The sequence below is a fragment of the Rhodococcus globerulus genome, from assembly GCF_019334125.1.
GTDB classification, from domain to species: Bacteria; Actinomycetota; Actinomycetes; order Mycobacteriales; family Mycobacteriaceae; genus Rhodococcus_F; species Rhodococcus_F globerula.
In genome coordinates this window covers 5,081,526-5,096,718 of sequence record NZ_CP079698.1, presented here as the reverse complement: position 1 = coordinate 5,096,718, position 15,193 = coordinate 5,081,526, and the positions used below count along the sequence as shown (strand labels likewise).

At 61.7% G+C, this 15,193-nt stretch carries 12 protein-coding genes and 1 pseudogene; 11 read left to right on the top strand and 2 right to left on the bottom strand.

The window, feature by feature from the left end:
* The first annotated feature begins 98 nt into the window (after positions 1-98).
* Positions 99-1,250 (top strand): 3-ketosteroid-9-alpha-monooxygenase, oxygenase component, encoded by a 1,152-nt coding sequence (locus tag KYT97_RS23230; protein WP_033232463.1) that lies wholly within the window; start codon positions 99-101, stop codon positions 1,248-1,250.
* A gap of 2 nt (positions 1,251-1,252) precedes the next feature.
* Positions 1,253-1,612, top strand: coding sequence for a hypothetical protein (locus KYT97_RS23225; protein ID WP_033232465.1), 360 nt, complete (start codon positions 1,253-1,255; stop codon positions 1,610-1,612).
* Positions 1,613-1,695: 83 nt separating this feature from the next.
* Here the strand turns inward: KYT97_RS23225 and KYT97_RS23220 are convergent, their stop codons facing one another.
* Both KYT97_RS23220 and KYT97_RS23215 read right to left on the bottom strand, forming a co-directional pair.
* Positions 1,696-2,901 carry a CaiB/BaiF CoA transferase family protein gene (locus KYT97_RS23220; protein WP_045068482.1) on the bottom strand — a complete coding sequence of 402 codons (1,206 nt, stop codon included), beginning with the start codon at positions 2,899-2,901 and terminating at the stop codon, positions 1,696-1,698.
* Positions 2,898-4,388: an aldehyde dehydrogenase family protein gene (locus KYT97_RS23215; protein WP_219110737.1), complete on the bottom strand. Its 1,491-nt coding sequence runs from the start codon at positions 4,386-4,388 to the stop codon at positions 2,898-2,900. The genes KYT97_RS23220 and KYT97_RS23215 overlap by 4 nt, the downstream gene beginning before the upstream one ends.
* Before the next feature lie 447 nt (positions 4,389-4,835).
* Between KYT97_RS23215 and KYT97_RS23210 the strand changes: the two are divergent.
* The 9 genes and pseudogenes from KYT97_RS23210 to KYT97_RS23170 all read left to right on the top strand — a co-directional run.
* A pseudogene (locus KYT97_RS23210) lies at positions 4,836-5,021 on the top strand (ferredoxin); the annotation flags it as partial.
* Positions 5,022-5,080: 59 nt separating this feature from the next.
* Entirely contained in the window at positions 5,081-6,427 is a 1,347-nt protein-coding gene (locus KYT97_RS23205; RefSeq protein WP_033232470.1) for a cytochrome P450, read from the top strand.
* A gap of 14 nt (positions 6,428-6,441) precedes the next feature.
* On the top strand, positions 6,442-8,145 hold the full coding sequence (locus tag KYT97_RS23200; RefSeq protein ID WP_045068474.1) for a thiolase C-terminal domain-containing protein: 1,704 nt from the start codon (positions 6,442-6,444) through the stop codon (positions 8,143-8,145).
* A gap of 13 nt (positions 8,146-8,158) precedes the next feature.
* Positions 8,159-9,715, top strand: a complete 1,557-nt coding sequence (locus tag KYT97_RS23195) for an acyl-CoA synthetase (RefSeq protein WP_080711652.1) — start codon at positions 8,159-8,161, stop codon at positions 9,713-9,715.
* 20 nt (positions 9,716-9,735) lie between these two features.
* On the top strand, positions 9,736-10,497 hold the full coding sequence (locus tag KYT97_RS23190; RefSeq protein WP_033232472.1) for an SDR family NAD(P)-dependent oxidoreductase: 762 nt from the start codon (positions 9,736-9,738) through the stop codon (positions 10,495-10,497).
* Between the two features lie 125 nt (positions 10,498-10,622).
* The gene (locus KYT97_RS23185) at positions 10,623-11,894 is read left to right on the top strand and encodes an amidohydrolase family protein (RefSeq protein WP_033232474.1); all 1,272 of its coding nucleotides are present in this window, start codon (positions 10,623-10,625) and stop codon (positions 11,892-11,894) included.
* A gap of 216 nt (positions 11,895-12,110) precedes the next feature.
* Positions 12,111-13,412: an acyl-CoA dehydrogenase family protein gene (locus KYT97_RS23180; protein ID WP_045068471.1), complete on the top strand. Its 1,302-nt coding sequence runs from the start codon at positions 12,111-12,113 to the stop codon at positions 13,410-13,412.
* Complete coding sequence (locus KYT97_RS23175) at positions 13,409-14,425, top strand: phosphotransferase family protein (protein WP_245005906.1); 1,017 nt, start codon at positions 13,409-13,411, stop codon at positions 14,423-14,425. The genes KYT97_RS23180 and KYT97_RS23175 overlap by 4 nt, the downstream gene beginning before the upstream one ends.
* Positions 14,422-15,192: an enoyl-CoA hydratase-related protein gene (locus tag KYT97_RS23170; RefSeq protein WP_172935909.1), complete on the top strand. Its 771-nt coding sequence runs from the start codon at positions 14,422-14,424 to the stop codon at positions 15,190-15,192. Before KYT97_RS23175 ends, KYT97_RS23170 begins: the two co-directional genes overlap by 4 nt.
* Position 15,193: the final 1 nt, after the last annotated feature.

Below are 15,193 nucleotides of genomic sequence, written 5' to 3'. Positions count from 1 at the left end.
GGGCCGCAACGCTGTAACAAGTGCTTCCGAAATCTAGCGAAATCAGAGTTCATTCTATAACGTGTTCTATTAACAGCTAGAAGGGATGTGAGGTCACTATGGCGCAGATTCGCGAGATCGACGTGGGAACGGTGCAGACACGGTTCGCGCGTGGATGGCATTGCCTGGGTCTTCTGAAGACCTTCAAGGACGGCAAACCGCACGCGATCGAGGCTTTCGGTACCAAGCTCGTGGTGTTCGCCGACAGCAAGGGCGATATCAAAGTCCTCGACGGGTACTGCCGACATATGGGCGGTGACCTCACCCAAGGCGAGGTCAAAGGCGATTCCATCGCGTGCCCGTTCCATGACTGGCGCTGGGGTGGAAACGGAAAGTGCACCGGCATTCCCTACGCCCGCCGCGTGCCCCCGCTCGCCCGCACCCGGGCGTGGCACACACTCGAACAGAACGCTCAGCTCTTCGTCTGGAACGACCCGGAGGGCAATCCTCCGCCCGAGGAAATCGTGATCCCTCGCATCGAGGGCGCGTACAGCGACGAGTGGACAGACTGGACCTGGAACTCCATGGTCATCGAGGGTTCCAACTGCCGCGAGATAATCGACAACGTCGTGGACATGGCGCACTTCTACTACATCCACTACGCCTTCCCGACGTACTTCAAGAACGTCTTCGAAGGTGAGATCGCCACTCAGTACCTCAACACCACGGGCCGTCCCGACATCGGAATGGCATCCCAGTACGGCGGCGATACGCTACTTCGCTCCGAGGCTGCGTATTACGGACCGTCGTACATGGTCAATCCTCTGTGGAACAGCTACAGCGGATACGAGGTCGAAAGCGTCCTGATCAACTGCCACTACCCGATCAGCCCGGATTCATTCGTGCTGCAGTGGGGCGTGACGGTCAAGAAGCCGACGGGCGTCTCCGACGAAATGGCCGACAAGTTGGCCGGCAAGTTCACCGAGGGCATCAGCGAAGGATTCCTTCAGGACGTCGCGATCTGGAAGAACAAGACCAAGATCGAAAATCCACTCCTCTGCGAGGAGGACGGCCCCGTCTACCAGCTACGACGCTGGTACGAGCAGTTCTACGTCGACAAGGCCGACGTCACCGAGAAGATGACGCAGCGCTTCGAGTTCGAAGTGGACACCACCAAGGCCAACGAAGCCTGGCACGCTGAGGTCGAGGAAAACCTCGCCCGTCAGAAGGCCGAGAAGGAAGCCGCTGCAAAGAAGGAAGCAGAGGTCTAGTCGTGAGCGCCTCGATCCGTGACCTCCGTTGGGCCAAGGCTCCGGACTTTGCCGGGCAACCGGAACGGCGGGGCGCAATCGAAGCCCAGACCGTCGAGGACAAGCAGGAATACCTCGACTCGGGGATGCAGGAAGTCGATTGCAAGACATGCGGCGCGTGCGTACTGGTTCGCAAGAACACGTACAAGCACACCAGCATTCAGTGGACCTCCGACCCGGCACGTCGGTGTCACACGTTCAAGGACGCCATCGCGTCGGGGCAGAAATCTGCACTCAAGGACGGCTGCCCGATGCTCCATGAGAGCATCGCCGACGCCGTCAGGGACGGCACAATTACGGTTCGCGACGCCGAAAACAGCTGAGCACCGCGAACAGTTGCACGAGAACTGAAATGAGGGCCGACCCCAACGGGTCGGCCCTCATTTGTCAGGTGTGGTCACAGTTCCTAGGTAACTGCTCCCGCGATCTTGAAAGCGATGACACGTTCCCAGTCGAATCCCAACTCAGTCAGAATTTCGTCTGTGTGAGCGGCGAATTCCGGTCCTGCACGCAGCTCGGGTGCAGTGACGTCGAACTGCACCGGGTTTGCGGCCAGTTCGAGTTCCCCTGCCTTGAGCAGATATTCGTTGGCCAGAACCTGCGCGTCGCTCGACACTTGCAACGAGTCCTGCACAGGCGCCCACGGACCGGCAAGAGTGGCAAACTTCTCCGACCATTCCGCAAGTGTGCGGCTGCCCAGCACCTCACGCAGAATAGCCACTGCGGCTTCGGTATTGGCGGCAATCTGCTTGGAATCGGCAAAACGAGGGTCGTCGATGAGGTCGAGGCGATCGATGTGGCGACACACATCGGCCCAGTACTTGCCGGCCTGGAGCATCACGAACGAAAGGAAGCGCCCGTCCGATGTGCGGTACAACCCGGACAACGGATTGGTCAGTGCACCATGACCACCCGGCACCGGCGCCACCATGGCCTGGTCGAGATGCGCCGACAACGCAATCCCGTGTCCCATGGCCCACACGCCGCTGCCCAGGAGGGAGACGTCGACTACCGAGGTCTCGCCCGTACGTTCTCTCTTGAGCAGCGCTGCCGCAACACCGCCGGCAAGGTTCGTGCCGGAGATCGTGTCACCGAACGCCGGCCCCGGCGGGGTGATCATGCCGTCCACTCCAGGAGGCGTGAGAGTAGCGGCAATTCCGGCCCTGGCCCAGAAGGCCGTCATGTCGTACCCACCCTTGTCGGACTCGACACCGCGCGGCCCGAGTGCACTGCCGCGGGCGTAGACGATCTTCGGGTTCACGGCGCGGACGTCGTCCACGTCGATTCCGAACTTGGTCCGAGCCTGGGGCAGGAAGCTTGTGAGGAACACGTCCGCTGTGCGGATCAGTGCATCCAACACCTCTTTACCCTCGGCGGTTCCCATGTCGATGCCGATACTGCGCTTGCCTCGGTTGGCGTGCTCGACGTTGGGGTTGGGATCCCCCTCGACCTTCAACGCACCGACCTGACGAAGGCCGCGCTGTGGGTCACCGGTGACGGCGTGTTCCACCTTGACGACCTCGGCGCCCCAGTCGGCGAGCACTGCGCCCGCCGACGGAACGAAGCCGTACATCGCGACCTCGAGAACGCGGATCCCCTCGAGTGGCTTCACTTGACCACCGTCGCAAAAGCCTTGGTCTGGAGGAACTCCTCCAGTCCGGCGGTACCCATCTCACGGCCGATGCCCGACTGCTTGTAGCCACCGAACGGAACATCGGGGGTGAAGTAGTTGCCACCGTTGACGCTGAAGGTTCCGGTGCGGATACGGCGGCCGATGGCGATCGCGCGATCGTCGTCGGCACCAAGCACGCCACCGGAGAGTCCGTACTTCGAGTTGTTGGCGATCTCCACGGCATGATCGTCGTCATCGAACGGGATGACTGCGAGCACGGGTCCGAAGACCTCTTCCTGCGCAATTTCGCTGTCCGGGTGGACATTTGCCAGCAGGGTCGGCGCGTAGAAGTAGCCGGGATCGATCCGCGTGCCACCGGTCACGAGCGTCGCGCCCGCCTCGACGGCCCGCTGAACCAAACCGTCGACCTTGTCTCGCTGCTTCTCGCTGATGAGCGGGCCCATGTAGATCTTCGGGTTGGTCGGGTCTCCGACTGGCACGTGCGCCATCATTCCGGCCACCTTCGCGACGATCTCGTCGTGATGTTCCCGCGGCACGAGCAACCGGGTGGTGAGCGCACAACCCTGACCTGTGTTGGAGCAGATGGAGAATGCCGCGAACTGTGCAACCGTGCCGAAGTCCGCGTCCTCGAGCACAATCAATGCCGACTTCCCGCCGAGCTCGAGGAAGACCTTCTTCAGGCTCGCGCTTGCCGCAGCCATGATCGACGCGCCGACGGGTGTGGATCCGGTAAAGGTGACCACGTCCACGTCGGGGTGGGTGGTCATGATCTTGCCGGTCTCCACGTCGGACGAGGACAGTACGTTGACCACACCGGCCGGAATGTCGGTGTGATTGGCGATCAGTTCACCCAGCGCCAACGTGATGAGTGGTGTGTCCGGAGCGCCCTTGAGGACGATCGTGCAACCCGCGGCGAGCGACGGAATCAGCTTGGCAAACGCCAGCTGATTCGGGTAGTTGTACGCAATGATCGCGGAGACAACTCCGGCGGCTTCCTTCTCGATCCAGCGATTGTGCTTCTGCCCCTTGATGTCTACCTCGCCGAGCTGTTCGGTCAGCGGGTAGGTGCGCAGGAGATCAGCGTAGTAGCGAATGATGCCGATAGGCGCCTCGAGCTGGTTGCCTTGCGTATTGAGGTAGGTAGCTCCGACCTCGGCGATCGTCAGCGCACGAAACTCTTCGAGATTGTCGAGCATTGCCTGATGCAGCTGGTCGAGGCACTTGATGCGGAATTCCACATCGGTTGCCCAGCTGGTGGTGTCGAAGGCCTTGCGCGCTGCTGCGATAGCGGCTTCTGCCTCCGCGACACCCGCATTCGGTGCGTAACCGAGGATCTCACCGGTAGCGGGGTTGATCGACGCAAACGTCTGCTCTGTTGTCACGAGCTTTCCGTCGATGAGCAAGCGCCGATCGACATCCAGCACGGCGGTGCCCTCGTTGGCCGACACCGTTTCCTGAGATGACATCCGTTCTCCTCACTAAAGTATGAAAATAGAGTTCTCATATTCGAGAATATTGCATCCTGGTGGTGTGAATGTAGCAACTGTGAAGTCGTACGCATACCCCCCACCGAAAGGTTGCATTGCACCTGAGCAGTCTCTACTCGGGATCTTGCGGCCACGTCAGAGCGAGAGTAGGATTCTCCAAAATTGAATTGGAGATTCTTGTGAACCAGAATGCGACACTCGAACGCTCACCTGTAACGACGGCAGCCCCGTCGCCGGTGAGTCACGCACTCAGGCCCGAGCCATTTCCCAGCCCAGCCCATCTCGCGGCATGGACACGTTCTGTGCCCACCTTCCGTCCGTCTACGACGCAAGTTCGATCAACATCGTCATTGCCGGCCATCCCCGATCAGCTAGTCGAAACAGCCTGAATAACAAAAAGATTCACGTGCAAACAGGAGGAATATTGTGAAGGTGAAGGTCGACCCAGAACTGTGCCAAGGGCACACACTGTGCGCTATGGCTGCACCGGATGTGTTCGAACTGAGCGACATCGACGGCCACGCTACGGCCATCGAAGGCGATGTTCCTGCCGATCTCGAGGACAAGGTGCGGGAAGCTGCCCATTCCTGCCCGGAGCAGGCCATCACCATCTTTGCGAGCAACTCCGCCTCCGAGAACGCCGACGCCAAGACGCCAGAGAGGACAGCTCCATGAGCATCGACAATGCGCCAGCGCAAGACAACCACGAGAAGCCCGTATTCCAGTTCGACCGGCACGCAGCGGACTATCGCGACAACTTCCTGGACATCACCCAGGAGATGCACTCGAAGTGTCCGATGGCCTGGTCCGATACCCACGGCGGGCACTGGGTTGCGTCGGGCGGCGACGAGGTCTTCGCTCTCGCTCGGTCCGCTGACATCTCGAATGATCACGACCTCAAGGGAGTTCGTCGTGGTTACAAGGGAATCATGATTCCGACCGCGGAACGCGCGTCCGGTGTCCGTGGCGGCATCCTGGAAATGGACGACCCCGAGCATCGCGAGTTCCGTGCGGTTCTCAACCCCTACCTGTCTCCTGCTGCTATCAAGAAGTGGGTTCCGCTGATCGACGAGGTGATCCGCGCCAGCCTCGACGAGAAGATCGAGTCCGGCAAGATCGACTTCATCGACGATCTGGCAAACATCGTCCCGGCCGTCATCACGCTGGCAATGCTCGGTATCCCCGTCGTCAAATGGTCCGTTTACTGCGAGCCGGTACACGCGGCTATGTACACCCCGCCGGATTCACCTGACATCGCCCGGATCGGTGAACTCCACCGCGCCATGGGATTGGACCTCCTCACCAATCTCCACCAGATCCGCGAGAACCCCAGGCCCGGCATGGTCGACGCGATCGCCCGAGCCACCGTCAACGGCGAAAAGCCGGACGATCTCGAACTTCTCGGAGTCCTCAGCCTGCTCATCGGCGGCGGGTTCGACACGACAACGGCGCTCACGTCACACGCACTCGAGTGGCTGTCACAGAACCCGGATCAGCGCGAGATCCTCAGCCGGGAACGCGACACCATGCTGGACTCGGCAACGGAAGAATTTCTCCGCTTCTTCTGCCCGACACCGGGCGACGGCCGCACCTTCTCCGCCGACGGCGAATTGGGCGGCGTGCAGTTCAAAGAGGGCGATCGACTCTGGCTCTCCTGGGCAATGGCCAACCGCGACCCCGAACTCTTCGAGGACCCGAATACCGTCGACCTCGAACGAACGGCCAACCGACACTTCAGTTTCGGTCTGGGAGTACACCGATGCATCGGCTCGAACCTGGCCCGAACGGTCTTCAAGCGCATGCTCGTCGCAGTGTTCGACCGGATGCCGGACTTCACGTGCGACCCCGAAGGCACCGTGCACTACGACTCCATCGGCGTCATCCAGGGCATGCGTCACCTCCCGGCGACCTTCACCCCCGGCCCGCGTCTCGGTGCCGGCCTCGACGAGACCCTCGAGAAAATCCAACTGATCGTCGACGAGCAGGGACTCGCCGCACCGATCACTGCGCAGAAGTAAGGAAACTGAAGTAAGTGACTGATTCCGCGGTAGTCGATCCGGTAAACGAGAACAAGGTAGCCGAGTCGGGGCGTCCTCTTCCCCTTGTGACCCGGCAAAACCGGTTCTACTGGACGTCCGGCGCGGATGGCCGGCTGCGCGTACAGGAGTGCGAGTCCTGTACGGCTCTCATCCATCCGCCGCAGCCGGTCTGCAGGTACTGCCGTTCACATCAGATGGGCGTGCGCGTGGTTTCCGGCTACGCCACCCTCATCGGATTCACGGTCAACGAACGCTTCAGCATGCCTGGGCTTCCGGCACCCTACGTGGTGGCTCAGGTCGCGATCGAAGACGATCCTCGGGTTCGGCTGACTACCAACGTCATCGAGTGCGATCCTGCGCAGCTGCACTTGGGCATGCGCATGGAAGTTGTCTTCCACCAGGACGGGGATGTGTGGCTCCCGTTGTTCCGGCCGACGGCCGAGCAACCAGAACCTGCGCCGCTGCCACAGGCCGAGGGTGATCCGGAAGAGATCCGGCGACGCGTGCGACCGATGTCCACCACCGTGAAGTTCGAGGACAAGGCGGCGCTCACCGGCATCGGCATGTCCGAGATCGGCCGACGCTTGATGCTCTCCCCCATGGAGCTGACGGTGCAGGCGTGCGAACGCGCTGTCGCCGATGCCGGCCTCACGATGGACGACATCGACGGTCTCGCAAGCTATCCCGGCGCCGGACCGGTAGGGGGGTTCGGCGAGGGCGGCGGGGTGACCGGCGTCGAGGCGGCTCTCGGCATCCGGCCGACCTGGCATAACGGCGGCATTGAAACCTTCGGCCCCAGCGGTTCGGTGATCGCGGCGATGATCGCCGTCGCCAGCGGCCTTGCCCGCCACGTGCTGTGCTACCGAACCGTCTGGGAAGCCACCCACAACGAATTGATGCGTCTGGGCGAAATCAGCCCACCTGCGCCGAGTCGCACCCCGAGCTGGATGTTCCCGTTCGGAGCGACCTCCGCAGCACACACTCTCGCGCAGAATGCGCAGCGCCACTTCCACAAGTACGGCACAACTCGCGAAAGCTTGGGCTGGATTGCGCTGAACCAACGAGCCAATGCCGCACTCAATCCGAGCGCGATCTATCGCGACCCGATGACGATGGACGACTACCTCTCGGCCCGCACCATCACCACGCCATTCGGTCTCTACGACTGCGACGTACCGTGCGACGCTTCGGTCGCAGTAATCGTGTCCGCCATCGATGCAGCACACGATCTTGCCAAGCCGCCGGTACTCGTCGAAGCTGTCGGAACGCAGATTGTCGAACGTATCGAATGGGATCAGAGCACACTGACACACGAGCCTCAGGTTCTCGGCCCAGCTGCTCACCTGTGGACACGAACCACGATGCGCCCCAGTGATGTCGACGTCGCGCAACTCTACGACGGATTCTCGTTCAACTGCCTGTCCTGGATCGAAGCGCTGGGCTTCTGCGGCATCGGCGAAGCAAAGGACTTCCTCGACGGCGGCCACAACATTGCCCGCGACGGCGTGATCCCACTCAACACGCACGGTGGACAACTCTCACACGGCCGCACCCACGGCATGGGGCTGATTCACGAAGCGGTCACACAGTTGCGCGGCGAGGCCGGTGAACGTCAGGTCGTCGGCGCCAAGGTCGCCGTCGCGGCCACGGGTGGCCTGTCCCCCGGCGGCGCAATGCTCCTTCGAACGGATCGATAGTGGAGGCGCGTCAATGACGACCGCGACGATGACACCCAGCTACCACGCTCGCCGGAGCCCGGACACCCCGGCCATCGTGATGGCGTCGAGCGGTGAGGTCACGACATACGCCCAACTCGACGAACGCTCGACGCGATTTGCGCGGGCATTGCGGGCACGCGGGCTGGGCGTCGGCGACCACATCGCGATCCTGATGGAGAACAACCGCCCCTTTCTCGAAATTGCCTGGGCAGCGCAGCGATCCGGCATTCACTACACCGCGATCAACCGCCACTTACGCCCGCTCGAGGTGCAGTACGTTCTCGACGATTGTGGTGCCCGCGCCTTGATCTCGAGCGAAGCACTTGCCGACGTCGTGGCCGGCCTCGACGTCTCGCGTATTTCCATCCGGATATCGGCGCTCGGTGACATCTCCGGATTCGATCGGTACGACGACGTGCTGGCCGGCGAGACGGCCACACCACTCGACGACGAGTGCGAGGGCCGCGAAATGCTGTATTCGTCCGGGACCACCGGACGTCCCAAAGGTGTGCGTAAACCGTTGCCAGGAACGGCGTTCGGAGATCCGAGTGCCGCACCCGTCTTGATCGCCAGGGGCCTGATGGCCGGCAACACCGTCACCGATGCGGTGTACCTGTCGCCCGCACCGCTGTATCACGCGTCGCCCCTGGTCTTTTCGATGTCATGGCACCGTCTCGGCGCCACGGTCGTGGTGATGGAGAACTTCGACCCACTCCAATGCCTTGAACTGATCGAGCGTCACCGAGTGACAAGCGCGCAGTTCGTGCCGACCATGTTCGTGCGCATGCTTCGGTTGTCACCGCAGGAGCGAGCGCGATACGACCTGTCGAGCCTGCGCAACGCAATACACGGAGCGGCGCCGTGCCCGATCCTCGTGAAGCAGCAGATGCTCGACTGGTGGGGGCCGATAATCCACGAATACTATTCGGGCACCGAGGATGTCGGCGCTTCGACCATCACACCCGAGGAGTGGCTGACGCACCCCGGATCCGTCGGGCGACCGATGCAGCAATGCCACATCGTCGGCGAGGACGGAGCGGAACTCCCCGTCGGACAGGTCGGCTCGGTGTACTTCTCCGGCGGCCGTCCGTTCGAATATCACAACGATCCCGAGAAAACCGCGTCCGTCACCAACGACCGCGGGTGGCGCACACTCGGCGACATCGGACGTCTGGACGAGGACGGATACCTCTATCTGACCGACCGCGAGGCGCACACGATCATCTCGGGTGGAGTGAACATCTATCCGCAAGAAGCGGAGAACGAACTCGCCGGGCATCCTGCCGTCGCCGATGTCGCAGTCATCGGCGTACCCGACGACGAGATGGGCGAGTCGGTGAAGGCTGTTGTGCAACTGGTCGATCCAGCGGCAGCCCACGCTACCCTCGCCGCCGAGCTCATCGAGTACTGCCACAAAGCGCTCGCGTCGTACAAATGCCCCCGAAGTATCGATTTTGTCGACGCCCTCCCCCGAGATCCCAACGGCAAGTTGTACAAGCGCCTGTTGCGTGACCGTTATCGGGCGAGCAACGTCACCCCTATCGCTTGACGACAGAACAGGAGACCCTCGTGCAGGGTTTGACAGACAAGGTCATTCTGATTGCCGGCGGCGCCACCGGCCTCGGCGCCGCCTCCGCGCAGCGACTGGCAAACGAGGGCGCACAGATCGTGATCGGTGATCTCAACCTCGAAGGTGCCGAAAAGACCGCTGCGGCAATAAACGAAGCCGGTGGGCGTTCCGTTGCAGCACAATTCGACATTTCCGACGACACGTCAGTCAAGAAATTGGTGGCATTCAGCGTCCGGACCTACGGCGGCCTTGACGCCGTCCATATCAATGCCGGAGATATGGGTTCGGTGTCCAAGGACACCGATATCGTCGACATCGACCTCGAGGTCTGGGACCGCACCATCGCCGTCAACCTCCGCGGCCACATGCTCGTGACCCGGCACGCCATTCCCGAACTCCTCGCACGCGGTGGCGGCACGATCGTCTATACATCGTCGATCGCTTCGTTCACGGGTGATCCGCAGCGTCCTGCCTATTCGGCAACCAAAGCCGCTATCAACTCCCTGGCCCGGCACGTCGCGTCGCGCTGGGGCCGCGACGGCATCCGCGCCAACGCCATCACTCCCGGCCTGATCCTCACCAAAGAGATCGAGGAGGGCGCGTCGCCCGAACTGCTGCAGTCGTTGATCGCGCGTTCTCGCAGTACACGGGGAGGCAGACCCAGCGACATCTCGAGCATGGTCGCCTACCTGATGTCGGATGACGGCGAGTGGATCAACGGGCAGGTCGTCAACGTCGACGGCGGCACGGTGTTGCGGTGACCGGACACAGCGAATATGTGATTCTCCGCTCGTCCAGCTATTGATTCTCAATAGCGAAAACAATATTCTCATTGCAGTAGGCGCCGCTGCCGGGCATCTCTGCGCAGCGCAGGAGAGGATTCTCAATGAACATTGACGACATGGTGATGGTCAGCATCGACGACCACGTGGTCGAACCGGCTGACATCTTCGAAAAGCACTTCCCGAAAAGCCTCATGGACCAGGCCCCCAAGCTGACGGCCCACCCCCGCAACCCCAACGTGCAGGCCTGGCTTTTCCAGGACACGGTGGTCGGCAGTTCCGGCCTGAACGCCGTCGTCTCCTGGCCCAAGGAAGAATGGGGCATGGATCCCACGGGCTACGCCGAGATGCGTCCCGGCGTCTACGACATGGACCTGCGTGTACGCGACATGGATGCCAACGGCACCTTGGCCGCAACACTTTTTGCCACCTTCCCCGGATTCGCCGGAACCCACCTTGCGAGCCTGCCGGACAAGAAGTTGTCCCTAGCGGCATCTCGGGCCTTCAATGACTGGGTCGTCGGTGAGGTACCGAATGCTCACCCCGGGCGCTTCATCCCCCTCGGCATCATCCCGTTCTTCGACGTGGAGGAATCCGTCAAGGAGATCCACCGTCTCGCCGCGATGGGTTGCCGATCCATCAGCATCCCTGAGACTCCGTACGGCGTGGGTGAGGGCTACCCCGACTTCAAGTCCGGCTACTGGGATCCGATCTTCAAGGCATGCGTCGAGACCAACATCGTCCTGAGCCTGCACATCGGTGGCGGCTTCAGCTTGGTCAAGCGCCCCGAGGGCTTCAACATCGACGACATGATGGTTCTGACACCGCTCATTTCGACTATCGCGGCAAACGACATGATGCTCAGCGGAGCCTTCCAGAAGTTCCCGGATCTCAAGGTCGCCATGAGCGAGGGTGGCGTCGGCTGGGTTGCACCGTGGCTCGACCGCGTCGAACGCCACGTCGTCAACCAGTCCTGGACCGGAACCAGCTTCCTACCCAAGGGAATGACGGCAACCGACGTGTGGCGCAAGAACTTCCTGGCGTGCTACATCACCGAGCCGAGCGGACTGAACAACCGTGACCGCCTCGGCATCGACACCATCGCCTGGGAATGCGACTACCCCCATTCCGACTCCACTTGGCCGATTTCGCCGGAGATGCTGATGGAAGAACTCGTCGACGCCAAGCTCACCGACGAGGAGATCGACAAGATCACCTTCGGAAACGTTGCCCGGTTCTTCGACTGGGATCCCTTCAAGCACATCAAGCGCGAGGACGCCACCGTGGGCGCCCTGCGTGCACGGGCAACCGATGTCGATATCAGCGAGACATCCAAGGCCGAATACCGTCGACGCTACGAGCTCGCCAACTCGTAGCCTCCATGCTTGGACAAATGCCGCCGACACCCGTGTCGGCGGCATTTGTCGTACCCACACGCGGGCGGTGCGCCTGCTGGAGAACCTCACCAGCCCAACAGGTTTGACTGGATCACACACCGACCGTCGGGGCGATCAAGAATTAGAATTTTGCCCGAAAAGAATTGCATTTTTATCAATAAGAACGCTATTCTCCAAGTAACCAAGGAGGCGCACATGGCGTGGGATTTCGAGACCGACCCCGAGTACCAAGCGAAACTGGACTGGGCGGACAAGTTCGTACGTGAAGAGGTCGAGCCGCTCGACCTGGTCTGGCCGCACGAGCAGTTCGTGCCGTTGGACGGAGCCAGGCGTAAAGCGATCGACCCGCTCAAGGAGCAGGTTCGGAAGCAAGGACTGTGGGCCACGCATCTCGGACCCGACATGGGCGGCCAGGGATACGGCGCACTCAAGCTGGCTCTGTTGAACGAGATTCTCGGTCGATCATCCTGGGCACCAATCGTATTCGGATGCCAGGCACCGGATACCGGCAATGCCGAGATCATTGCCCACTACGGCACCGAAGAGCAGAAGCGGCGTTACCTGCAGCCACTACTCGACGGCGAGATGTTCTCGACCTACTCCATGACCGAACCACAGGCCGGTGCCGACCCCGCGCAGTTCACCACGCGCGCAGTCAAGGATGGCGACCACTGGGTCATCGACGGAATGAAGTACTTCTCCTCCAACGCGAGAACCGCGTCGTTCCTGATCGTCATGGCCGTCACGAACTCCGATGTCAGTGTGTACAAGGGCATGTCGATGTTCCTCGTACCGTCGGACACACCGGGAATCAACATCGTCCGCAACGTGGGTCTGTACGGTGAGCCCCTCAACGACGGCACCCACGCCCTCATCCACTACGAGGGTGTCCGGGTACACGAGGATGCACTCCTCGGCGGCGAAGGTCAGGCATTTGCCGTGGCACAGACGCGCCTCGGCGGCGGACGAATCCACCACGCCATGAGGACGATCGGCCTTGCACAGAAGGCAATCGACATGATGTGCGAGCGCGCACTGAGCCGCGAAACCGCGGGCAGCCGGCTCGCCGACAAGCAGTTCGTGCAGGGCTACATCGCGGACTCCTACGCCCAACTGGCTCAGTTCAGGCTCTTCGTATTGCACACGGCATGGAAGATCGACAAGTACAACGACTACAAGAAGGTCCGCAAGGACATCGCCGCCGCCAAGGTCATCATGCCGACTGTGCTACACGACATCGCTTGGCGGGCAATGCAAATACACGGTGCGCTCGGTGTCACCAACGAGCTTCCGCTCTTCCAGATGATTCACGGTGCCGCAGTGATGGGCCTCGCCGACGGCCCGACCGAGGTACACAAGACCACCGTCGCCAAGCAGGTACTGCGGGATTACAGCCCCAGTGACGACCTCTGGCCTACGGAATGGATCCCACGCAAGCAAGAAGCCGCTAAGGCAAAGTACGCCGACTACATCGAACTGGAAGTGGGGAACCTGTGATCGATTTTCAACGGCTTTCGGACTGGATGGACGGCGAGGGCCTCGGCAAGGGTGCGCCGCTCGAGCACCGATACCTCTCCGGCGGTACCCAGAACGAAATCTACGAACTCACCCGTGACGACTTTCGCTGCGTGATCCGGATACCACCGCCGGAGGCTCCCGCAAACCGCGACAAGGGAATCCTCCGCGAGTGGCAGATCATCTCGGCACTCGACGGCACCGATGTGCCCCACACCGAGGCAATCGCCGTGTGCGAGGACGCATCCGTACTCGGCCGGCCGTTTTATCTCATGGGATTTGTCGACGGTTGGTCCCCCATGGACGACCGGAATTGGCCGGAGCCCTTCAAGAGCGACCTCGAAGCACGGAGCGGACTGGGCTACCAGCTGGCCGAAGGCATCGCACTTCTGTCGAAGGTCGATTGGAAAGCCAAGGGCCTCCAGGATCTTGGTCGACCCGACGGTTTCCACGAGCGTCAGGTCGATCGCTGGACCAGCTTGTTCGAGAAGATCAAGGGCCGCGAACTCGAAGGAATCGAAGTCGCCACCGAGTGGCTGCGGAACCACAAGCCGCTCGACTTCATCCCCGGAATCATGCACGGCGACTACCAGTTCGCGAACGTGATGTTCGAAAACGGCGCACCTGCCCGGCTTTCCGCCATCGTCGATTGGGAGATGGGAACGGTCGGCGACCCCAAACTGGACCTCGCCTGGATGCTAGAGGGCTGGCCCAAGGACACCAGCGCTCCAGAGGCAGCAACCAGCAGTTACGTCAACCTGCAGGGCATACCGTCGATGGAACAGTTGGCCGGGCACTACTCCGAGATCTCGGGCCGTCAGGTCGACGACCTCGACTACTACCGCATCCTCGCCAAGTGGAAGCTCGCGATCATCCTCGAACAGGGGTTCCAGCGCGCCGGTGACAACGAGAAGCTCCTCGCGTTCGGTCCCATTGTCGCCCAATCGATGATCGCTGCTGCCGAACTCGCCGAGACAACGGAGTACAAGTCATGACCGACACAACCCCCGAACTGATCCAGGAACGACGCGGACAGATCCTGATCCTGCGTCTCAACCGTCCGGACGCACGAAATGCGCTCACCGGCAGCCTGTATCGCGAACTCGGCGATACAGTACTGGCCGCTGACACCGACCCGGACATCCGCGCAATCGTCATCACCGCCACCGGTGACCGCGCATTCTGCTCAGGCATGGACCTGAAGGCGTTTGCCACGGAAGGCGAGGGAGCCTTCACCTCCGAAGGTTTCGCTCGACTCGCAGCGGGCAAACTCGCAACCCCGGTGATCGGTGCCGCCAACGGCACCGCCATCGGCGGCGGGCTTGAACTCCTCCTCGGTTCCGACATCATCATCGCGTCGTCGGCCGCGAAATTCGGCTTCCCCGAAGTGAAACGGGGATTGTTCCCCGGCGGCGGCGGCACCGACATCGGAACCCGAATCCCGATGCACGTCGCCCTGGAGTTGACCCTCACCGGCGATCTCATCACGGCTGACCGGGGCTACCAACTCGGACTGATCAACGCCGTCGTAGATCCGGACCAGGTTCTGGAGGCCGCAGTGGGATATGCCGAACGCGTCGCCGCAAACGCTCCACTCGGCTTGGCTGCATGCAAGGAACTCGTCCGCCTCGCGGTAACCGATTCAACCAGCGCTGCACAGAAACTCGGGCAATGGCAGTCAACGGTGTTCAGCAGTGGTGACGCCAAGGAGGGTGCTGCTGCTTTCATCGAGAAGCGCACACCGATCTGGCAGGGTAGGTAAC